Source organism: Rhizobium sp. SL42 (genome assembly GCF_021729845.1).
In the GTDB taxonomy this organism is placed as follows: domain Bacteria; phylum Pseudomonadota; class Alphaproteobacteria; order Rhizobiales; family Rhizobiaceae; genus Allorhizobium.
On record NZ_CP063397.1, the window covers coordinates 215,650 to 235,158 of the forward strand.

21 protein-coding genes are annotated in these 19,509 nt (G+C 62.8%); 6 read left to right on the forward strand and 15 right to left on the reverse strand.

Translation table 11 applies throughout. The features are described from left to right. Positions 1-4: 4 nt before the first annotated feature. Positions 5-640: an SH3 domain-containing protein gene (locus IM739_RS00875; protein WP_237369403.1), complete on the reverse strand. Its 636-nt coding sequence runs from the start codon at positions 638-640 to the stop codon at positions 5-7. Between the two features lie 204 nt (positions 641-844). Here IM739_RS00875 and ubiG point away from each other — a divergent pair, with 204 nt between their 5' ends. Both ubiG and IM739_RS00885 read left to right on the forward strand, forming a co-directional pair. After that, positions 845-1,594, forward strand: a complete 750-nt coding sequence (gene ubiG / locus IM739_RS00880; protein ID WP_237369404.1) for a bifunctional 2-polyprenyl-6-hydroxyphenol methylase/3-demethylubiquinol 3-O-methyltransferase UbiG — start codon at positions 845-847, stop codon at positions 1,592-1,594. Then, the gene (locus tag IM739_RS00885; protein WP_237369405.1) at positions 1,591-2,142 is read left to right on the forward strand and encodes a DUF924 family protein; all 552 of its coding nucleotides are present in this window, start codon (positions 1,591-1,593) and stop codon (positions 2,140-2,142) included. Before ubiG ends, IM739_RS00885 begins: the two co-directional genes overlap by 4 nt. Positions 2,143-2,148: 6 nt before the next feature. On the opposite strand, the gene IM739_RS00890 is transcribed toward IM739_RS00885, so the two are convergent. Genes IM739_RS00890 through IM739_RS00910 form a run of 5 tightly spaced genes read right to left on the reverse strand, consistent with a single transcriptional unit; the run spans position 2,149 to position 5,104 of the window. Continuing rightward, a complete protein-coding gene (locus IM739_RS00890; RefSeq protein WP_237369406.1) occupies positions 2,149-2,733 on the reverse strand; it encodes a DUF3291 domain-containing protein in 585 nt (194 codons plus the stop codon). Further along, positions 2,730-3,158, reverse strand: a complete 429-nt coding sequence (locus tag IM739_RS00895) for a DUF1178 family protein (protein ID WP_237369407.1) — start codon at positions 3,156-3,158, stop codon at positions 2,730-2,732. Before IM739_RS00895 ends, IM739_RS00890 begins: the two co-directional genes overlap by 4 nt. Then, positions 3,155-4,012 carry a carbon-nitrogen hydrolase family protein gene (locus tag IM739_RS00900; protein WP_237369408.1) on the reverse strand — a complete coding sequence of 286 codons (858 nt, stop codon included), beginning with the start codon at positions 4,010-4,012 and terminating at the stop codon, positions 3,155-3,157. The genes IM739_RS00895 and IM739_RS00900 overlap by 4 nt, the downstream gene beginning before the upstream one ends. Before the next feature lie 14 nt (positions 4,013-4,026). Continuing rightward, positions 4,027-4,284 (reverse strand): glutaredoxin 3, encoded by a 258-nt coding sequence (gene grxC / locus IM739_RS00905; protein ID WP_237369409.1) that lies wholly within the window; start codon positions 4,282-4,284, stop codon positions 4,027-4,029. Positions 4,285-4,327: 43 nt separating this feature from the next. After that, entirely contained in the window at positions 4,328-5,104 is a 777-nt protein-coding gene (locus tag IM739_RS00910; protein WP_237369410.1) for a ComF family protein, read from the reverse strand. Between the two features lie 62 nt (positions 5,105-5,166). On the opposite strand from IM739_RS00910, the gene IM739_RS00915 reads away from it, so the two are divergent. Beyond that, on the forward strand, positions 5,167-6,081 hold the full coding sequence (locus IM739_RS00915; RefSeq protein WP_237369411.1) for a methyltransferase domain-containing protein: 915 nt from the start codon (positions 5,167-5,169) through the stop codon (positions 6,079-6,081). Positions 6,082-6,117: 36 nt separating this feature from the next. On the opposite strand, the gene IM739_RS00920 is transcribed toward IM739_RS00915, so the two are convergent. From IM739_RS00920 to IM739_RS00945, 6 genes are all read right to left on the reverse strand, one after another. Continuing rightward, positions 6,118-6,291: a Flp family type IVb pilin gene (locus IM739_RS00920; RefSeq protein WP_237369412.1), complete on the reverse strand. Its 174-nt coding sequence runs from the start codon at positions 6,289-6,291 to the stop codon at positions 6,118-6,120. 61 nt (positions 6,292-6,352) lie between these two features. Next, positions 6,353-6,667, reverse strand: a complete 315-nt coding sequence (locus tag IM739_RS00925; protein WP_237369413.1) for a hypothetical protein — start codon at positions 6,665-6,667, stop codon at positions 6,353-6,355. A 96-nt stretch (positions 6,668-6,763) separates the two neighbouring features. Next, entirely contained in the window at positions 6,764-7,177 is a 414-nt protein-coding gene (mutT, locus tag IM739_RS00930; protein ID WP_237369414.1) for an 8-oxo-dGTP diphosphatase MutT, read from the reverse strand. Continuing rightward, positions 7,174-7,950 carry a GNAT family N-acetyltransferase gene (locus IM739_RS00935; RefSeq protein WP_237369415.1) on the reverse strand — a complete coding sequence of 259 codons (777 nt, stop codon included), beginning with the start codon at positions 7,948-7,950 and terminating at the stop codon, positions 7,174-7,176. Before IM739_RS00935 ends, mutT begins: the two co-directional genes overlap by 4 nt. An 8-nt stretch (positions 7,951-7,958) precedes the next feature. Next, the gene (gene argJ / locus IM739_RS00940) at positions 7,959-9,200 is read right to left on the reverse strand and encodes a bifunctional glutamate N-acetyltransferase/amino-acid acetyltransferase ArgJ (RefSeq protein WP_237369416.1); all 1,242 of its coding nucleotides are present in this window, start codon (positions 9,198-9,200) and stop codon (positions 7,959-7,961) included. A gap of 63 nt (positions 9,201-9,263) precedes the next feature. Continuing rightward, positions 9,264-10,121 carry a peptidylprolyl isomerase gene (locus IM739_RS00945; protein ID WP_237369417.1) on the reverse strand — a complete coding sequence of 286 codons (858 nt, stop codon included), beginning with the start codon at positions 10,119-10,121 and terminating at the stop codon, positions 9,264-9,266. Between the two features lie 245 nt (positions 10,122-10,366). Between IM739_RS00945 and secA the strand changes: the two genes are divergently transcribed. The 3 genes from secA (at position 10,367) to IM739_RS00960 (ending at position 16,011) form a co-directional block, all read left to right on the forward strand. Beyond that, on the forward strand, positions 10,367-13,084 hold the full coding sequence (secA, locus tag IM739_RS00950) for a preprotein translocase subunit SecA (protein WP_237369418.1): 2,718 nt from the start codon (positions 10,367-10,369) through the stop codon (positions 13,082-13,084). A gap of 240 nt (positions 13,085-13,324) precedes the next feature. Beyond that, on the forward strand, positions 13,325-14,731 hold the full coding sequence (locus tag IM739_RS00955) for a lipopolysaccharide biosynthesis protein (RefSeq protein ID WP_237369419.1): 1,407 nt from the start codon (positions 13,325-13,327) through the stop codon (positions 14,729-14,731). Between the two features lie 32 nt (positions 14,732-14,763). After that, the gene (locus IM739_RS00960) at positions 14,764-16,011 is read left to right on the forward strand and encodes a GNAT family N-acetyltransferase (RefSeq protein ID WP_442981112.1); all 1,248 of its coding nucleotides are present in this window, start codon (positions 14,764-14,766) and stop codon (positions 16,009-16,011) included. Between the two features lie 19 nt (positions 16,012-16,030). Here IM739_RS00960 and IM739_RS00965 read toward each other — a convergent pair whose 3' ends face one another. The 3 genes from IM739_RS00965 to IM739_RS00975 form a co-directional block, all read right to left on the reverse strand. Continuing rightward, complete coding sequence (locus IM739_RS00965; protein WP_237369421.1) at positions 16,031-17,668, reverse strand: AMP-binding protein; 1,638 nt, start codon at positions 17,666-17,668, stop codon at positions 16,031-16,033. Between the two features lie 170 nt (positions 17,669-17,838). Further along, complete coding sequence (locus IM739_RS00970; RefSeq protein WP_237369422.1) at positions 17,839-18,336, reverse strand: hypothetical protein; 498 nt, start codon at positions 18,334-18,336, stop codon at positions 17,839-17,841. Between the two features lie 190 nt (positions 18,337-18,526). Then, positions 18,527-19,399 carry an alpha/beta hydrolase gene (locus IM739_RS00975; protein WP_237369423.1) on the reverse strand — a complete coding sequence of 291 codons (873 nt, stop codon included), beginning with the start codon at positions 19,397-19,399 and terminating at the stop codon, positions 18,527-18,529. Positions 19,400-19,509: the final 110 nt, after the last annotated feature.

A 19,509-nucleotide genomic window follows, 5' to 3' on the forward strand; every position in this document is an offset into this window, starting at 1 on the left:
TGCGTCAATTGCCTTGTCGGGCACGGCAATTCGGGTCCTGCCCGCAGAAGAGCTGGAACGCATTCGGATTGCGGGTGTCGCGTGGGCCACCGGCGCGCCGCTGATCCTCGCGGCGGTCACGGTCACGCTGCAATTCCTGCGCCCGCTGGTCGCTGTCGCGTCGAATGTCGCGGGCACGCTCCTCGTTGCGCCGGTGTTCGCGGTCGAACCGCGGCCGGTCATCACCACGCGGGCGGTAGTCGCCATCGCGCCAGCGGTCGCGATCCCGGTAGAAGTCCCGGCCACGATAATTGTCATCCCAGTAGCGCCCGATGCTGAAGGTCACCGAAGGAATGCCCAGCGGGCGATAATATTCGGGGCCAACATAGACACGGCGCTGCGAGTAGCTTGCCTGCAGATACGAACCCGATACCCAGCCGCGATAACCCGAGAAGGAGACGTCACACCAGTTGGCCGATGACATGCAGCCGATGATGTTCACGCGGGTCCCGGCCGGCACGACCACGACAGCGGGATAGCGCGTGCTCGGGCCGGAGCGCATGTTGACATTGGCGGTCGAAAAAGCCGGCGCGGCTTCGGCGATGGCGGGAACCATTGTGGCCGACACTGCGGCGGCCGCCAAAACCCAGAACTTGTGCATCGTAGATCTCCTTGAACTCAAGACGGCAGCGCCGCCTGTGTAAGCGAAACGTCGAACCATCGCCCCAGGTTCCAGCCGAGGTTCCAGCCGAGGTTCCAGCCGGCTCTCTGCCTCAGCGCGAACCAAAGCCTGCGACCATGCCACCCTTGACTTTGCGGGCCGATAATCCGACTTGAAGCGCAACCACCTTAAGAGGGCAGCATCATGACCGCAGAGGCACGCACCACCATTGATCAGTCCGAAGTCGATCGCTTTTCCGCCATGGCGGCGGAATGGTGGGACCCGACCGGCAAGTTCCGCCCGCTGCACAAGATCAATCCCGTGCGCCTTGCCTATATCCGCGACATGGTCTGCGCCCATTACGGCCGCGACCCGAAGGGCCATCGCCCGCTGGAGGGCTTGCGCATCCTCGATATCGGCTGCGGCGGCGGCCTGTTGTCGGAACCGGTTGCCCGCATGGGTGCCGACGTTCTGGGCGCCGACGCCTCCGAAAAGAACATCAAGATCGCCATGACCCATGCGAGCCAGAGCGGCGTTCCGGTCGACTACCGTGCCGTCACCGCCGAAGCGCTCGCAGAAGCCGGCGAGACCTTCGACATCGTGCTCAACATGGAAGTCGTCGAGCATGTCGCCGATGTCGATTTCTTCCTGTCGACCTGCGCTTCGATGGTCCGCCCCGGCGGCATGATGCTGGTCTCGACGATCAACCGCACCTTCAAGGCCGCAGCGCTCGCCATCGTCGGCGCCGAATATGTTCTGCGCTGGCTGCCGCGCGGCACGCATCAATACGAAAAACTGGTGCGCCCGGAGGAAATCGAGGCCCCCCTGACGACCAGCGGCATGCAGGTCGTTGAAATGAAGGGCGTATTCTTCAATCCGCTGCAGAACCAGTGGAACCTGTCGTCCGATATCGACGTGAACTACATGGTCCTTGCCAAGCGGCCGGCCGCATGAGCGCAGTCCAGGAAGTCATCGCCTTCTGGCGCGATGCCGGACGCGAAAAATGGTTCGTCAAGGATGAGGCGCTGGACGCCGAGCTCAAGGCGCGTTTTACCGATCTGCATTTCGCCGCCGCCCGAAATGAATGCGGCGACTGGTGCGCAACGCCCGAAGGCACGCTTGCCCTGCTGATCCTGCTCGACCAGTTCCCGCGCAACATGTTCCGCGGCAGCGGCCATGCCTTCGCCACCGACCCGCTTGCCCTGTCCATCGCAAGGCAAGCCATCGGCAAAAGCTTCGACCGAGACGTCGATCCGCCGATGGCGATCTTCTTCTACCTGCCCTTCGAGCATTCCGAGGATCCCGCCGACCAGCAAACCAGCATGGATCTGTTCACGGCCCACCACGAACGGGTCGATGACGAGGAATGCCTGCGATACGCGATGGTCCATCAGGACATCATCACCCGCTTCGGTCGCTTTCCCCACCGCAATGCGGCTCTCGGGCGCGAATCTACGGTCGAGGAACGCGCCTACCTGGATGACGGCGGCTTCAAGGGCTGAACGGGATCAGGACGGCAGCGTCTTCACGACCTCCAGCAGGTCGTTCTGGTCGGCCACGTTCTCGGCAGCGATCCGCTTCACCCGATCCCGGTCTATACGGTACGGCGCGCCCTGCCGGTCGAAGGGCTGCTTGAAGGTGAAGGCATGCGCCGAGGCGCCCTTGTCGGCCAGCTCTTCGAGGCGTGCCACGCCTTCGGCCCAATCCGGCCTGCGTCCCGCCTCGACCCAGAACAAGACGAGCGGCGGCCACGTTTGCACAACGTTCCAGCGGCGCGCGTTCTTGAGCGCCTCGGCATGCACGCCCGAATAGGAAAATGCCATCAGGCTTTCGATGTCGCGCCAGAGCGACAGGGAGGACGGCCCGCTGTCGCGGCCGCTTCCGTTGAGAAACCTGGGAAACACCTGCCGTCCCCAGCTCTCGGGCCCCGGCTCTCCCTCGTAGCCGGAGCGACCGACATAGCCGTCAGCACGTCGGGCAGCCTCGAAATTGAACGGTTCACGCAAGACAAAGCCGGCAACCGCAGGATCGTCATGTTCGGCAACATGAAGACCGAAATTGTAGAGTGCGATATGGTGAGCCGCCGCGCTCAATTCGCATCGTCCGGCAGGACCGGCAAGGGCGCGATCTCGATGCCTTCGTCGAGCATCGACCGCACCTCGACCGGTGACGCCTGGCCGATGATGCCGCGCGCTTCAGCCTCTCCGTAATGGATCTTGCGCGCTTCCTCGGAAAACCGGTCCCCGACATCCTCGCTATTGGCGCGGATCTCCTGGATCGCTTCCTTCAGCTTGACCACGGCCTGCTTCTGCGCGCTGGAAATGGCGAGTGCCTGCATCGTTTCCCTGTGCCGGGCCGTCGAAACCGCCGGCGCCATCAACACCTTGGAGATCTCGGCGGAGCCGCAGACCGGGCAGGTCAGAAAGCCGGTCGCTTTCTGGCGCTCGAAATCGGCGCTTTCCGAAAACCAGCCTTCGAATTCGTGCGCGCCATCGCAGCACAACGAATAGCGGATCAAACCGTGACGCCTCCCTTCGCCAGGGCCGGCGCAAGATCAAGTTCGAAATCGCGGCCGTTCTTCAGGTTCGGAATTTTTGCCCGCGCCGCCTTGACGGCCGCTGTATCGATTTCGGCCATCACCACGGCCTCGCCGCTACCGCCCGCCGAAGCCAGCACCTTGCCCCAGGGATCGACGATCATCGAATGCCCGAAAGTCTCGCGGCCATCCTCATGCACGCCGGCCTGCGCCGCCGAGATCACATAGGCGCCGTTCTCGATCGCCCGTGCGCGCAACAGGATCTCCCAATGCGCCTCGCCGGTCTGTTTGGTGAAGGCGGCTGGCGTGGTCAGGATTTCCGCCCCGGCCATGGCTTCAGCACGGAACAGGTGCGGGAAGCGCACGTCATAACAGACTCCGAAGCCGACCTTGGCAAACGGCAGATCCGCGACGACGGCCCGGGTCCCCGGCCGGTAGACCGAGCTTTCCCGCCAGCTCTCGCCGTTGTCGAGATCCACGTCGAACATGTGGATCTTGTCATAGGAGGTGATCTTCTCGCCGTCGGGACCGAACAGGAAGGCACGGTTGGCAATCTTGCCATCGCCCAGCTTGATCGCGGTCGAACCGACATGCAGATGGATGCCAAGCTCCCGCGCAAGATCCGAGCCCGTCTTGACGATGAGATCGGTATCCTCGTCGCGCAAAACGGCCATCAGGCCCGGGCGGTCCTTCTGCACGGCACCGGTCATCTCGGGCGTCTGCACATAGACGGCGCCCGCGGCCGCGGCCTCGCGCACCAGCCGCGCCATCGAGGCGGCGTTTTTCTCCGAGTCGACGCCGGAGCACATCTGGACGGCAGCAGCCTTGAAAACCATTGGACTTGTCCCTTTTACTGAGCCAGCAGCGGATCGAGCCCACCGGCGCGATCGAGTGCATGAAGATCGTCACAGCCGCCGACATGCCGGTCGTTGATGAAGATCTGCGGAAAGGTCGATCCGCCATTCGACCTGGAAATCATCTCGTTCCGAAGAGCAGCATTGCCAGTCGCGTCATGTTCGACAAAATCGACCCCTTTCGAAGCCAGCAATGCCTTGGCCCGCGAACAGTAGCCGCAGCCCTGACGCGTATAGATCGTAACACCTGCCATTCAAAACTCCGTCACGAGGGTAGGACGTTGAAAAATGCTGCCCTCATATAGGCCCGGACACAGCCCTTGCAAAGGTCAAAACAGTGACATCCGCGGCCCCTGCCTTTTTCAGGGCAGTGGTGGCCGCACTCACCGTCGCGCCCGTGGTATAGACGTCGTCGATCAGGATCAGGCGGCGGCCGAACACCCTGTCCTGCATCTCCTTGGGCACGACAAACGCCCCGCGCACATTCAGCGCCCGGGCATTGGCCGTTAGGCCGACCTGCTGCTCTGTCCGCTTGCGCCGCACCAGCACCTGCGGCAGGAAGGCGACGTCTGTAAGGGCGGCAAGGTGGCGGCCGAGTTCGGCCGACTGGTTGAACATCCGGCGAAAGATCCGGGTTCGATGCAGGGGCACCGGCACGATGCCATCCGCCAGCGCCAGTTCGCCGGCCGCGGCCCGCGCCATCCAGCCCGCCATCATCGGCGCCAGATCGCCGCGATCGCGATATTTCAGGTCATGCACCAGATCGCGCGCAATCCCGTCATGAAGGGCCACCGAGCGCAAGCGGTCGAACACCGGCGGATGGGCGATCGCTTCCCCCGATACCATGCCATCGCCGGGATCATGGGCAAACGGCGTCCCGAACACCTCGCAGAACGGCCGTTCGATGAACGGCAACCGGCTCCAGCAGGGCGGACACAAGGCCGCATGGCGCGCGGTGCGGGCATGGCAATGCGCACAGGAGGGCGGATAAAACAGCGCAAATAGCCCAACCGCCAGCGCCCGGGGACTTTCCCGGCTGACGGCGAGCGTTTTCTGCACTATGTGAGCCAGCATGACCTGACTTTAGGCGTGATACGCGCCCTTGGCCAGACCGGAATCTTACAGGGAATTGCCGCATGAACCCGCTCTTCGACGAAGGCCTGATCACTGCCAATCGCGAAAAGGCGCGAACCCGCGCGTCGACCGGCAGCGACTTCCTCCTCGATCTCGCCGGCCGCGAACTGGCAGACCGGCTGGCTCTGGTCGAGCGCCATTTCGAAAGGGCCGTCGAACTGTTCGGCGCGACCGGCGTCGCGGCAAGGGCCGCATTGGCGACGGGCAAGATCGACAGCCTGGATCGGATCGAAACCAGTACGGTATTCGCCGAACCGGACCAGAGCCTGTCGACGGCGCGTTTCGAAAGCGTCCCGCTGGCCGCGGAATCGGCCAACCTGATCCTCTCGCCGCTGTCGCTGCATCTCACCAACGACACGCCCGGCATGCTCATCCAGATGCGCCGCGCCCTGAAGCCCGACGGCCTTCTGCTCGCCGCCATTCCCGGTGCCGGCACGCTGGCCGAACTGCGCGACGTTCTGCTCACCGCCGAGACCGAGCTCTATGGCGGCGCAAGTCCAAGGGTCATCCCCTTTCCCGATATCCGCGACGTCGGCTCGCTGCTGCAGCGCGCCGGATTTGCCCTGCCGGTCATCGACGAGGAAAGCTTCACCGTCCGCTACGACAACCTCTTTGCCTTGATGCGCGATCTGAGAGCGATGGGCATGGCCAATCCATTGATCGGGCGCAGCCGGAAACCCCTCTCGAGAGGCTTCTTCCTGCGGGCAGCGGAGCTCTATGCCGAACGCTACGCCGATCCGGACGGACGCATTCGGGCGACGTTTTCGATGATCTTCGTTTCGGGCTGGGCGCCGCATGAGAGCCAGCAGAAGCCGCTCAAGCCGGGCTCGGCAAAGATGCGCCTCGCCGAAGCCCTCGATCCGAATCGCAAGGCAGCCCACGAGACGGATGAATCCGGGAGCGGAGAACCCGGCTAAAGAACCCTGGCAATGCTGGGAAAAGCGGAAATGCGGCTAGTTGCCAGCGTTTGTGACGCTGTCTTCAACGACGCCGAACGTGTTCTGCAGCGAATTGGAGAACGCCCCATAGCCGCTGATCAGAGCGACGCTCATGATCGCGGCAATCAGCCCGTACTCGATGGCGGTGGCGCCGTGGCGATCCGAGATAAACCTGCTGAACAAACGCATCTTCGCTCCAGTAGAACGCGGACCTCGGCCACATAGGCGAGCCTGATTGAACCTATTTGCCTTAACAGCGCTGGCCGAAGCCATCGATGATGCAGACCGAACCCGGCGTTTCCTGCAGCACGCTGCGGCGGATCGTATAGCGCTTTCCGCCATCAGCCTTCGGAATGGAGCCGGTGCTCATCATGTCGTATTCGTCCGGCTGAAAGGCCAGCGTCTTCTTTTCGGTCTTGTCGGCAAGCATCGGCGTGACAACAAGCGAAAGCGCGATCGCAGCCGTGCCGAAAAGCAGGGCGATATTGAGAACTCCGGTTCTTCCGGTTTTCACCGAAGACCGTTCTCTGGACCGGGCCACCCGCCAGAAATCTTCGTTTGCCATATGACGCTCCACACACGCATGACGCATGAACAGCGATCAGTTTTGCCCGAGGGTTATAAACTTTGTATTAAGAACGCTGCGGAAAATATGCGGCGCTCACAGCAGATCCTGAAGGAATGGGATCAACGGCTCGTCGGCGGGCGGCATGGGATAGTCGCGCAGCGCATTGGCCCGCACCCACTTGATCGCCTGCCCCTCGCGTCCATGCGCGATGCCTTCATAGCGACGGCAGATGTAAAGCGGCATCAGCAGATGGAATGTTTCATACGTGTGGCTGGCAAAAGTTAGCGGCGCCAGACAGGCAATCTTGGTCTGGACGCCCAGCTCCTCGTCGAGCTCACGCACCAGGGTTTCCTCGGGCGTCTCGCCGGCCTCGACCTTGCCGCCCGGAAATTCCCACAGGCCGGCAAGCGACTTTCCCTCTGGGCGCTGGGCAAGCAGGATCCGGTTGTCGGCATCGACCAGCGCGCAGGCGGCGACAAGCAGGATCGGTCTCGGCGTCTCGCTCATGCCTCGACCTTCCGCCAGTAGTAATATCGATAGGCTTCCTCGAACCCCATCCTGGCATAGAGCGCCAGGGCCGGAGCGTTGTCGGCGACAACCTGCAGCCAGGCCGTACGAGCGCCGCCGATGCGGGCCCAGCGCAGCGCGGATGTCAGAACCTCGATGCCGAACCCCTTGCCCCGCCGGTCGGCGCGCACCGCAAGCGACATGATCCCGGCAAGGTCGTTGTCCTGCACGCAGAGCGTAGTCGCGATCGGCCCGTCCTGCGGATCTTCGATGACGAACAGGCCGGTCGGCGGCTTGATCGCACTGATGATCTCGGCCAGCGATGGCTTCAACGCCGGGTCTTCGCCATGCACGGCGATATCGGCATCGACATAGCGGCCGATATCATGGGTCGGAAGATGGTCGAGCGTATCAGGTAGATCGATCTGCGAAAGGTCGCAGGTCAGCGTCAGCACCTCCTCGAAACGCTCCCAGCCGTCGGCTACCAGGAAGTCGATCATCGGCTTCGGCGACAGGGGCGTCTGGCGGATCAGTAGCGGACGGCCATGCGCTTCGAAGCGACGACCGGCTTTTTCGATACGAAGTCCGATGTCGCGGCTGTCGGACGGGTCGAGCGCGACGATGCAGTTCAGCCGCTTGGACGGATGGCTGCCGGTCAGGCGGACCTGCCAGCTGCCGTCATAGACGACGCTCGTTGCCGGCCATGCGCGAAAACCGACCGCTTCGAGGCGGCGGACAAGGGGAAGATTCTGGTCGGGTACAGTTGCGAGCATGCCGGCGATCAGCTCCGGTAATCGCCGTTGATGGCCACGTATTCCTTGGTCAGGTCGCAGGTCCACACGGTCGCCGAGCCATTCCCGAGACCGAGGTCGACCCTCACCGGAATGTCCTGCCCCTTCATCACGTTCGACGCGGCTTCTTCCGAATAGCCGGCATCGCGCTCGCCGTTGACCGCAACGCGTACATCGCCGAACCAGATCGCCAGCCGGTCGCGGTCTGCCGCCTCGCCAGCCTTGCCGACAGCCATGACGATACGGCCCCAGTTGGCATCCTCGCCGGCAGCCGCCGTCTTGACCAGCGGCGAATTGGCGATCGACAGCGCGATCGTCTTGGCAGCCGCATCGCTTTCCGCGCCGGTCACGGTAATTTCCAGCATCTTGGTCGCACCTTCGCCGTCGCGCGCCACCTGAATCGCCAGATCCTTGAGCAGCGCGTTCAGCGCATCGCGAAAGCCTGAAAGTGCCGCATCGTCCGCAGTCTCGATCCGGCGCTGGCCGTCCTCGGCAGCCGCACCCGTGGCAAACAGCATCAGCGTGTCCGAGGTCGAGGTATCGCTGTCGACGGTCATCGAATTGAAGCTCGGCTCGACACCTGCCGACAGCAGGCTTTGCAGGACAGGGGCCGCGATATCGGCATCGGTAACCACGAAGGACAGCATCGTCGCCATGTCGGGCGCGATCATGCCGGCCCCCTTGGCGATGCCGTTGATCGTCACGGTGACGCCATCGATCTTGGCGCTATGCGTCGCAACCTTCGGATAGGTATCCGTCGTCATGATCGCCTTGGCCGCCTCGAGCCAGAAATCCCCGGTCCCGTCCTGCGCCATCTGGCCCAGCACGCCGGAAAACTTGGTCGCGTCGAGCGGCTCGCCGATGACACCCGTCGATGCCAGGAAAATCTCGCTCTCGTCGCAGCCAAGCGCGGCGGCTGCAGATTTTGCGGTCAGTTCGGTCGCCGCCCGGCCCTTGATGCCGGTAAAGGCGTTGGCATTGCCGGAATTGACCACGACGCCGCGCGCCACGCCCGCTGCCAGGTTCTTGCGGCAGAAATCCACCGGCGCCGAAGGGCATTTCGATCGCGTGAACACGCCGGCAACGCTGGCCGGCTTGTCGAACGCCATCAACAGCACGTCGGTACGATTTTTATACTTGATGCCGGCCGCCGCCGTGGCCATCCGCACACCGCGGATTACCGGCATGTCGGCATAGGATTTCGGAGCAAGGGGAGAAATGCTGGAAGACATGATCATGGCCTGTAGTGGAAGGCCCGCAATCTGCGGGCCTTTTTCTGGAGAACAAACGACGCCTTACGGCTGCGGCTGGGCCTGCGGCTTGTTTGCGTCTTCATAGCCCTTGCGCAGGGTCTCGTCGACGATCTCGATCTTCTGGTCGGCCTTGGCCTTCTCGATCACTTCGAGATACTTGTCGCGCATCACCAACTGGCGAACCTGCTGGGCAACTTCCTCGTATTTCGGCGGCGCGGCTTCGCGCTTGTCTTCCAGCTTGATCACGTGGAAGCCGAACTGCGTCTTCACCGGGGTCTTGGAATAGCTGCCCTTTTCCATGCCGAATGCGGCTTCTTCGAATTCCGGAACCATGCGGCCCTTGACGAAATAGCCGAGGTCGCCGCCTTCCGACTTGTTCGGGTCGGTCGACTTTTCCTTGGCCAGCTCGACGAAATCCTTGCCGGCATCGAGTTCGGCGATGATTGCCTTGGCCTCTTCCTCGGTCTTCACCAGGATGTGGCGGGCGCGGATCTCGTCCTGCTTGGGAAGCGCTGCGATTTCCTTCTCGTAGCGCGCCTTGACTTCATCTTCCGTCACGGCGTCGACGACGTTCTTCTTGAAATAGATATTGTGCAGCTCGCGATCGGCGATGAACTGCATGCGGCGGACATATTCCGGATCGTCCTTGAGACCGGCAGCGGCGGCATTGCTGGCCAGCAGCTTGACATCGATCGCACCGGAAAGAGCCGCAACCTTCTTCTGCTCGTCCGGCAGCTGGGACAGCTGCGGATCGAGGTTGGCGATGGCAAGATCCAGTTCGGACTGGGTGATCTCGAGCGTGCCGACCTTGGCAACCACGACATCCTCGGCAAACACCGGGCCGTGGAGGGCAACGAGGGAGACACAGGCGGCAAGCAGAAACTTATTAACGCGAAGCATGAAAGACCTTTCGGATGGTGAACCGTTTGAAGACCGCTCGAATCGGGCAAAAAATTGTCCGATGCCCGTAATTCGCAGGCCTTTGGCACGCGCCTGCGCCGTTGACATCATTCGACCCCCCTCTTATCTGTCACGCAACCTCGCGTCCAGAGTAGTTTCTGGAGGCACGGCGCCTAAATGCTTGGACGAAAGTGAAGCATTCGGGCGTGTTAACGATATGACGAAGGTCAGAAAGGACCATCGATATGGTCAGTCTTGGTGGACTTGCGCGCAAAATTTTCGGCTCGTCGAACGAGCGTCGTGTCCGTTCCTATCAGCCGCGCATCGCCCAGATTGCTGCGCTGGAAGAGAGCATGAAGGCACTTTCCGACAGTGAACTGGCCGGCAAGACCGATGAATTCCGCCAGCTTCTGGCCTCGGGCAAGACCCTGGACGACATTCTCGTCCCGGCCTTTGCCGTCGCCCGCGAAGGTTCGCGCCGCGCTCTTGGCATGCGACCATTCGACGTACAGCTCGTCGGCGCGATGATCCTCAACGACAATTCGATCGCCGAAATGAAGACCGGTGAAGGCAAGACGCTGGTGGCAACGCTTGCCGTCTACCTCAACGCGCTCGCCGGCAAGGGCGTGCATGTCGTTACCGTCAACGACTACCTCGCCAAGCGCGACAGCCAGACCATGGCCAAGCTTTACGGCTTCCTCGGCCTCTCGACCGGCGTCATCGTCCACGGCATCACCGACGACGAGCGCCGCGCGGCTTACGCCTGCGACATCACCTACGCCACCAACAACGAGCTCGGCTTCGACTATCTGCGCGACAACATGAAGTATGAGCGCGGCCAGATGGTCCAGCGCGGCCACAACTACGCGATCGTCGACGAAGTGGACTCGATCCTCGTCGATGAGGCCCGCACCCCGCTGATCATCTCCGGCCCGCTCGACGACCGCTCCGATCTCTACAACACGATCGACGCCTATATCCCGCTTCTCAATGCCGAAGACTACGAGATCGACGAAAAGCAGCGTTCGGCGAACTTCTCCGAGGAAGGCACCGAAAAGCTCGAAAACCTTCTGCGCGCGGCTGGTCTGCTCAAGGGTGAATCGCTGTACGACGTCGAGAACGTCGCGATCGTCCACCACATAAACAACGCGCTCAAGGCCCACAAGCTGTTCAGCCGCGACAAGGACTACATCGTCCGCAATGACGAAATCGTCATCATCGACGAGTTCACCGGCCGCATGATGCCGGGCCGTCGTTACTCGGAAGGCCAGCATCAGGCGCTGGAAGCCAAGGAAAAGGTCAAGATCCAGCCGGAAAACCAGACGCTGGCCTCGATCACCTTCCAGAATTATTTCCGCATGTACGCGAAGCTCGCCGGCATGACCGGCACGGCATCGACCGAAGCGGAGGAATTCGCCAACATCTACGGTCTCGAAGTCATCGAAGTCCCGACCAACCTGCCGATCAAGCGCATCGACGAGGATGACGAGGTCTATCGGACCTTCGACGAAAAGTTCAAGGCGATCATCACCGAGATCAAGGCTGCCAGCGAGCGCAACCAGCCGGTTCTGGTCGGCACGACCTCGATCGAGAAGTCCGAATTGCTCGCCGACATGCTGAGCAAGTCCGGCTTCAAGGACTTCAAGGTCCTGAACGCCCGCTACCACGAGCAGGAAGCCTATATCGTGTCCCAGGCCGGCGTGCCCGGCGCCGTCACCATCGCCACGAACATGGCCGGCCGCGGTACCGACATCCAGCTCGGCGGCAATATCGACATGCGCCTCGAGCATGAACTGGCCGATATGGAGCCGGGCGCCGAGCGCGATGCCAGGGAAGCGGCGATCCGCGCCGAAGTGCAGGCTTTGAAGGCCAAGGCGCTGGAAGCCGGCGGCCTCTACGTCATCGCCACCGAACGCCACGAAAGCCGCCGTATCGACAACCAGCTGCGCGGCCGCTCCGGCCGTCAGGGCGACCCGGGCCGCTCCAAGTTCTACCTGTCGCTGCAGGACGACCTGATGCGCATCTTCGGCTCGGACCGCATGGACTCGATGCTGACAAAGCTCGGCCTGAAAGACGGCGAAGCGATTGTCCATCCGTGGATCAACAAGGCGCTCGAGCGCGCCCAGAAGAAGGTCGAAGCCCGCAACTTCGACATCCGCAAGAACCTGCTCAAGTATGACGACGTGCTGAACGATCAGCGCAAGGTCATTTTCGAACAGCGCCTCGAGCTGATGGATGCCGCCGATGTTTCCTCGACGATCGCCGATATGCGTCACGAAGTCATCGAGACCATGGTTTCGATCCATATCCCCGAACACGCCTATGTCGAGCAATGGGATATCCAGGGGCTGAAACAGAAGGTCGCGATGACCCTCAACCTTGATCTGCCGATCGAGGTATGGGCGGCAGAGGAAGGCATCGCCGAAGACGACATCCTGAACCGCATCACCGAGGCGGCCGACAAGGCAGCAGCCGACAAGGCAGAGCGTTTCGGCGGCGAACTGATGGCCTATGTCGAACGTTCGGTCATCCTGCAGACCATCGACAACCTGTGGCGCGAGCACATCGTCAACCTCGACCACCTGCGTTCGGTCGTCGGCTTCCGTGGTTATGCCCAGCGCGACCCGCTGCAGGAATACAAGGCCGAAGCCTTCGAGCTTTTCCAGGCCCTGCTCGCCAATCTACGCGATGCCGCCACCATGCAGATGTCGCGCGTCGAACTGGTCCGCGATGCTCCGCCCGCCCCGACGACACCGGCGATGGAAGGTCATCACATCGATGCGACCACCGGCGAGGACGACTTCGGTGAAGGCGCGGAAGACAGCGGCATTGGCTTTGTCGCACCGGAAAACCGCGATCCCGACCAGCCTTCGACCTGGGGACGTATCGGCCGCAACGAAGCCTGCCCCTGCGGCTCCGGCAAGAAGTACAAGCATTGCCACGGTGCATTCGAAAGCGCCTGACGCGCTTGGGATAGCGACGTGTTTCATCAAGGGGGCGGCTTTCGGGCCGCCCCTTTTGTTTGGCATTGGGACGGGCCCTTGAACCGTTTCTTAACCGTGTTCTGCCACTCTGCGGACGTCGCGTCTGACGGCCTGCGGCCTGATCGTCCCGCCGTTTTTTATGTCAGACCAATCATTCAGGCTCTCCGCTGCGATCCTCGGCCGCATCGAAAGCCTTGCAAAGAGTTGTGCGTATCGGTGATGGCAGTTCTCCAGACAGCGGAAAAGTTGCTGCCTTCGGGCCTGCATCCGTTCGTCCGCAAACTCGATGGCCTCCTGACCCGCGCCGATGAAACCGGTCGCGCCCAGCGCATGGCCCTGATCGCCTTCGCCATCCGCGTCGCCAGCGCCGGCATCGCCTTCGTCTCGCAGATCATCCAGGCTCGTCTGATGGGCGAGTTCGAATACGGCATCTTCGTCTTCGTCTGGGTGCTGGTCGTCCTGTTCGGCAACCTGTCCTGCCTCGGCTTTCACACCGCCGTCATCCGCTTCCTGCCGCACTACCGCGCCGCCAACGCCCATGACGAGATCCGCGGCCTGACCATGACGGCCCGCGTCTTCGCCATGACCAGCGCCAGCCTGCTTGCGCTGGTCGGGCTTGCCGGACTGCATCTCTTCGGCGCGGTGATCGACCACTATTACATGGTGCCGCTCTTCCTCGCCTTCTTCGCCCTGCCGATGATTGCGCTCGGCGACGTGCTCGACGGCACGGCCCGCGCCAACAGCTGGCCGGTGACCGCGATGAGCCCGACCTATATCATCCGACCAACGCTGATCCTCGTCATGATGCTCGCTGCCGTCTCGTTCGGCGCGCCGGCGACAGCGACCACCGCCATGCAGGCGGCCCTGGCCGCGACCTATCTCACCACCATCGGTCAGTTCCTCACCATCGACCACCGGCTCGCCCGGCGCTTCGACAAGGGCGCCCGCAAGATCGATTTCCTCGCCTGGTTCAGGGTCGCCCTGCCGATCTTCCTGATCGAGGGCTTCGGCTTCCTGCTGACCAATTCCGACGTGGTCGTCGTCGGCCTCTACCTGCCGCCCGATCAGGTCGGCATCTATTTCGCCGCCGCCAAGACCATGGCACTGGTGCAATTCGTCTATTTTGCCGTCAAGGCCGGCGCCACGCCGCAGTTTTCGGCGATGATGGCGTCAGGCGACAAGGTGTCGCTGGCAAGCTTTGCCGGTACTGCAGCCCGCTGGAGCTTCTGGCCCTCGCTTGCCGTCGGCGGCCTGGTGCTCGTCCTCGGCAATTTCCTGCTATCGCTTTTTGGCGCGGCCTTCACCGCCGGCTATCATCTGATGGTGATCCTGTTTGTCGGCAACATGGCCAAGGCCCTTGTCGGCCCTGCCGAAATGCTGCTGACCATGGCCGGTCGGCAAAAGCTGTGCGTCCTGCTGTATGTCGCGGCACTCGCGACAAATATCGGACTGAACGTGACGCTGATCCCCCTGTACGGCCTGGCAGGTGCTGCCACCGCGACGGCGGCGGCCACCATGGTCGAAGCCATCCTTTTGCATATCACCGTGCGCCATGCGCTCGGCATCGTGGTGTTTGCCTTCGCCGACCCGCTGTCGCTGATGAACAAGACGAAAGGGGCTGCCTGACCATGCCGGAAAAGCCCATCTACAACGAGAGCATGAACAGCGACGCCAATCGCCTGATCGGCAGCCTCGCAAATCGCGGCGAAATGCGCGTCGGTGCGGACACCGAGATCGCCGTCGGCCGCCCGGGCCGCCACCTCAGCATCTATCCCGGTCAGATGGGTTACGACCTGCAGGACGAACTCGACCACCTGACCTACCGCGTCATGGAAGCCAACGTCTTCTTCGCGCCGCGCTTCCTTGCGCCGGCCATGCCGAGGCTCGAGGAACGCCAGGTGCGCCTCGCCGTGATCCGCGACGAAGACGAGCGCCGCTCGCGCCTGCGGATGCTGTTTCCCTTCTCCGTCGAGAAACCTGGCTTTTCGGTCGGTCCTTCGATCATCCGAGTCTGGGCCAATCCCTTCGGCCCGCTCGGCACGCCGCTGGTCGATGCGGAAGGCGCCGCGGAAACCATCGACAACCTGTTCGAGGCAATCTCCCGGCCCGAAGCCAAGCTGCCCGGCGTGCTGGTGCTGCCCGACCTTCGGCTGAACGGCCGCTTTGCCCATCTTGCAAAGGCCGTGGCGCTCGGACGCGAACTGCCGCTGACCATCACCAGCCCCTATGAGCGCCCGATGCTGCAAAGCGCGGAAGACGGCCAGATGTACCTGCAGAACAGCCTGGCAAAGAACCATCTGCGCGAGATGCGCCGCCAGTTCCGCCTGCTCAGCGAACTGGGGCCGGTCAGCTACAACGTCGCCCGCCAGCCGGAGGAAATCCGCCTGCGCATGGAGGAATTCCTCGCGCTCGAGGCCAGCGGCTGGAAGGGCCGCAAGCGCTCGGCGATGATCACCGATCGCCTGCGCGCCGCCTTCGCCCGTGAGGCCATCACCAATCTGGCCGAAGCAGACCAGGTCCGCATCCACACGCTCGACCTGAACGGCAGCGCGGTCGCCTCCATGGTCGTCTTCATCATGGCCGGTGAGGCCTACACCTGGAAGACCGCCTATGACGAGAACTATGCCCGCTTCTCTCCGGGCAAGCTTCTGATGGCGGACCTGACCGAATGGCATCTCGACGATGCCAATATCGAGCGCACCGACAGTTGCGCGGTCCCCGACCATCCGATCATGAGCCGCTTCTGGCAGGAGCGCGAGGCCATGGGCACCCTGGTGATCGGCCTCCGGTCGAATGCCGATCGCGACGTACGCCAGGTCGGCACCCAGCTGCATATGTATCGCAATACCCGCAACATCGCCCGCATCCTGCGCGACAAGATCCTCAGCCGTCGTTTCGGCAGCTGAGGAGCACCTTGCCCGGCGGTCACTCGGCCGAAAGAGCAATCTCCCGGTCGCGCAGCAACCGCCGGATGACCTTGCCGCTGGTGGTCAGCGGCAGTTCGGCCACGAAGGCGACCTCCCGCGGATATTCATGCATCGACAACCGATGCTTCACCCAGTCGCGGACCTCTAACGCCAACGCGTCGCTGCCGGAAAAGCCGGCCTGCAGCACGACGAAAGCCTTGACGATCTCGGTTCTCAGCGCGTCCGGCTTGCCGATCACCGCCGCCAGCCGGATTGCCGGATGGCTGTGCAGGCAATCCTCGATTTCCGCCGGTCCGATGCGATAGCCCGACGAGGTGATCACGTCGTCGTCGCGGCCGAAGAACTGGACATAACCCTCTTCGTCCTGCCGGCCGAGATCTCCGGTCTTCATCCAGTCACCGACGAACTTCGAAGAGGTCGCCTCCGGGTTCTGCCAGTAACCGAGGAACATCACCGGATCCGGCCGTGCGATCGCCACCTGCCCGGTCTCGCCCGGTGGCAGCTCTTGGCCAGCCTCGTCGATGATCGCCACCCGGTGCCCGGGCACGCTCTTGCCAATGAAACCGGCCTTCGACACGCCGTGGCGGGCAGCCGACGACAGCACGAAATTGCACTCGGTCTGGCCGTAGAACTCGTTGGGCACGATCCCGAGCGCCGTCTTGACCCATTCATAGGTCTCGCGCCCGAGCGATTCACCCGCCGAGCCGATGCTGCGCAGCACAAGGTTAAACTGCGCGCGCGGCTGCTGGACCGCCTGCAGCAGGCGCAGCGCCGTCGGCGGAATGAAGGCATTGCGCACCTTCATCTCAGCCATGATCCGGAAGGCCATATGCGCGTCGAATTTCTGCGCCGGCGACGAGACGACCGGAATACCGAGCAGCAGCGACGGCAACAACGCATTCAGCAGCCCGCCCGCCCAGGCCCAGTCCGACGGCGTCCACATCTTGTCGCCCGGCTGCGGCGGAAAATCATGCGCCAGCTGGAACCCCGGCATATGCCCTGCCAGCACCCGGTGACCATGCAGTGCACCCTTCGGCGCCCCGGTCGTGCCCGAGGTGTAGATCATCAGCGCCGGATCGTCCGGGCCGGAGGCGACGATCTCGAAACGGTCCGGATGTCGGCTGACAAGCGCCGAAAAACAATGCACCGGCGCTGTCGCCGGATCGATCGACACGACATGCCTGAGGTCGCCGAGGCGCGCTGCGATCGGTGCCAGCCGCGACAGGCCGAAATCATTGGTGACGACGACCTTGGCACCGGCATTGCTCAAACGGTATTCCAGCGCCTCTTCGCCGAACAACAGCGCCAGAGGCAGCGCGATCGCTCCCATCTTGTAGATCGCCAGATGGGCGATCACCGTCTCGAAACATTGCGGCAGGAGCAGCGCCACCCGATCGCCAGGCTCGACACCGAGTGAAACCAGCGCATGGGCAAAAGCCGACGATTGCGCCGCAAGTGCGCCGTAGGTCATGGAGAGATGCCGGTCGTCGGGACTGAAATGTTCGAGACAGATCCGCTTCGGGTCGCGCAGGGCCCAATCGTCGCAGACCGCCCGGCCGATGTTGAAATCAGCCGGAATCTCCCAGCGAAAATCGCGCTGCAACACCTCGTAGGAGGCGCTAGGCTGTAGCAACATGCCGTCTTTTCCAAGTCTTCATCGCGGAATTGCTAACATCCATCTCGCAGGCGCACAATCACAAACCGGTTGCAGCGCAGGTGCGAAGCGGAAGATATCCTTCGAAGACGGCCGTCAAATGGCAATCACGCAAGATCGCGATCCGCGATCAGCAAGCCGTGGACCTGGGCTTAAGCCTTGGTTGCCGGCAGCGCGGCGCTCAGATGCACGAGCAGGGCCCTGAGCTCACCGGCGCGGACGAGCTGGGCCGGCGTGCGGCCGCCGAAGGCTTCGAGATGCTGGCTGCGATAGAGTTTTTCGGCAGCGGCCGAAGTCCCGGCGATCTTCGCCAGATGAGCCAGCACCAGCGCCTTGGCTTCCACCGCAGGCACGCTGCCCGCATCGATCGCGGCGGTGACCTTGGCGACCTTGGCCTTCGCCGACTGCTGCTTCATCGACTTGCGCATGGCAAGAACCGCCGGCGTAACAGGCGAAACGACGCTGACGCGTGCCTTGCCTTCTGTAGCCTTGCCCCCTGTAGCCTTGCCCTCTGCAACCTTGGAAGTCGGCGCGCCGGCAACCTTCGGCAGCAGCCCGGCATCGACCGTCACCTGGCGGACCGCCTGGCCCATACGAATTTTCTTGCCGCCTGCCTTGATCTTGCCTGCTGCCTTGATCTCGTCTGCCATAGTCGTGCTCTCTCAAGAGAATGGCGGCGCCGCATGACGAACGCCTGAATTCAACAATTGCAGCGATGTCTGGAATTGACCAGCCATCGCGCAGCACAAGCGACTATCATGGTTCGGAGAAATGTGTCCAGCCATGCGACCAGCCCGGGTCGGGCGACGGGAATGAAGGCAGCCTTCAGCCCGGCATCGGTCAGGCGTCGCGACCGACCACTTCGAATGCGATGCTCACGGCGCGATTGACGGCTGGTCCGAGGACGGACATGTGGGTCTGTCCGGGGAAAATCTCGAACGCGGTGCGAATGCCGTCGCGAGGGCGGTTCAGCCTCTCCGCCATTTCCTGCGCCAGTGCAACCGTCCGCTCGAGCTTCTTCTTCTCGAGGCGAGTGCCGGCATCCGGGTTGCCGGACTGGAATGGCGCAAGCGCATCCCCCTCATGTTCGCCGGCCGACAGATGCAGGAATTTCCGGCGACCCGTCATGTCTGCACGACGCGCCTCGTTGTTGAGGATTTCACTGCCTTCCCAGTAGATCGTCGGGCTGGCGGCAATCCAGTTGGAAAACAGCCCTGGTCGGTCGAAGAGAGCGTAGAGGGTGAAAAGGCCGCCGAAGGAATGTCCGAACAGAGACCGGCGGCCGGCGTCGATCTTCACGATACCGTCGAGATGCGGAAGCAATTGTCTCTCGATGAAGTCGAGCAGTTCTCCGGTTCCACCGATGCGCACGGGAGGCCCGCCTTCGAAATACGGCGGATAGGTTTTGATCGGCGGCGGCCCGAGATCCCATGCCCGTCGCAGGGCATCGTAGGGTTCATCGCCGGGATATCCGATCGCCGCGACAACGCCCCACTCGACATTGGTTCCGGTCGGGTACGGCGCCTGCGTCATCAGGCTGGCGACGGCAAACGGAAAGGTTGCATTGCCGTCGGTCGTGACCAGCAGCGGCCAACCCTCGGCCGGCGGCTCTCCCTTCGGCGTGAACAGGAAGATCCGATAGGGCTCTCCGCCCGCAGCCGGCTGCATGTCGAAATAGACGGCCCCGGGAAAATGATAGGCATTTTCGGTCATGCTTGCTCCACAACACATTTCAGGCGGCGATTTCGCCCGTTTCCGCATCATCGGCCGCGCCGGAAACGCCTGTTCCGGCATCTCGCATGAGCGCCGGAACAGGAAAGGGA

What these genes read in the sequence shown, in the direction of transcription:
- IM739_RS00935 (WP_237369415.1), bottom strand. Translation starts at nt 7,950, where the DNA reads ATGCTCGCAACTGTACCCGACCAGAATCTTCCCCTTGTCCGCCGCCTC.
- IM739_RS00955 (WP_237369419.1), top strand. Translation starts at nt 13,325, where the DNA reads ATGGCAGTTCTCCAGACAGCGGAAAAGTTGCTGCCTTCGGGCCTGCAT.
- IM739_RS00945 (WP_237369417.1), bottom strand. Translation starts at nt 10,121, where the DNA reads ATGCTTCGCGTTAATAAGTTTCTGCTTGCCGCCTGTGTCTCCCTCGTT.
- secA (WP_237369418.1), top strand. Translation starts at nt 10,367, where the DNA reads ATGGTCAGTCTTGGTGGACTTGCGCGCAAAATTTTCGGCTCGTCGAAC.
- IM739_RS00875 (WP_237369403.1), bottom strand. Translation starts at nt 640, where the DNA reads ATGCACAAGTTCTGGGTTTTGGCGGCCGCCGCAGTGTCGGCCACAATG.
- IM739_RS00970 (WP_237369422.1), bottom strand. Translation starts at nt 18,336, where the DNA reads ATGGCAGACGAGATCAAGGCAGCAGGCAAGATCAAGGCAGGCGGCAAG.
- IM739_RS00925 (WP_237369413.1), bottom strand. Translation starts at nt 6,667, where the DNA reads ATGGCAAACGAAGATTTCTGGCGGGTGGCCCGGTCCAGAGAACGGTCT.
- IM739_RS00915 (WP_237369411.1), top strand. Translation starts at nt 5,167, where the DNA reads ATGAACCCGCTCTTCGACGAAGGCCTGATCACTGCCAATCGCGAAAAG.
- IM739_RS00910 (WP_237369410.1), bottom strand. Translation starts at nt 5,104, where the DNA reads ATGCTGGCTCACATAGTGCAGAAAACGCTCGCCGTCAGCCGGGAAAGT.
- IM739_RS00975 (WP_237369423.1), bottom strand. Translation starts at nt 19,399, where the DNA reads ATGACCGAAAATGCCTATCATTTTCCCGGGGCCGTCTATTTCGACATG.
- grxC (WP_237369409.1), bottom strand. Translation starts at nt 4,284, where the DNA reads ATGGCAGGTGTTACGATCTATACGCGTCAGGGCTGCGGCTACTGTTCG.
- IM739_RS00885 (WP_237369405.1), top strand. Translation starts at nt 1,591, where the DNA reads ATGAGCGCAGTCCAGGAAGTCATCGCCTTCTGGCGCGATGCCGGACGC.
- ubiG (WP_237369404.1), top strand. Translation starts at nt 845, where the DNA reads ATGACCGCAGAGGCACGCACCACCATTGATCAGTCCGAAGTCGATCGC.
- IM739_RS00960 (WP_442981112.1), top strand. Translation starts at nt 14,764, where the DNA reads ATGAACAGCGACGCCAATCGCCTGATCGGCAGCCTCGCAAATCGCGGC.
- IM739_RS00900 (WP_237369408.1), bottom strand. Translation starts at nt 4,012, where the DNA reads ATGGTTTTCAAGGCTGCTGCCGTCCAGATGTGCTCCGGCGTCGACTCG.
- IM739_RS00920 (WP_237369412.1), bottom strand. Translation starts at nt 6,291, where the DNA reads ATGCGTTTGTTCAGCAGGTTTATCTCGGATCGCCACGGCGCCACCGCC.
- mutT (WP_237369414.1), bottom strand. Translation starts at nt 7,177, where the DNA reads ATGAGCGAGACGCCGAGACCGATCCTGCTTGTCGCCGCCTGCGCGCTG.
- IM739_RS00965 (WP_237369421.1), bottom strand. Translation starts at nt 17,668, where the DNA reads ATGTTGCTACAGCCTAGCGCCTCCTACGAGGTGTTGCAGCGCGATTTT.
- argJ (WP_237369416.1), bottom strand. Translation starts at nt 9,200, where the DNA reads ATGTCTTCCAGCATTTCTCCCCTTGCTCCGAAATCCTATGCCGACATG.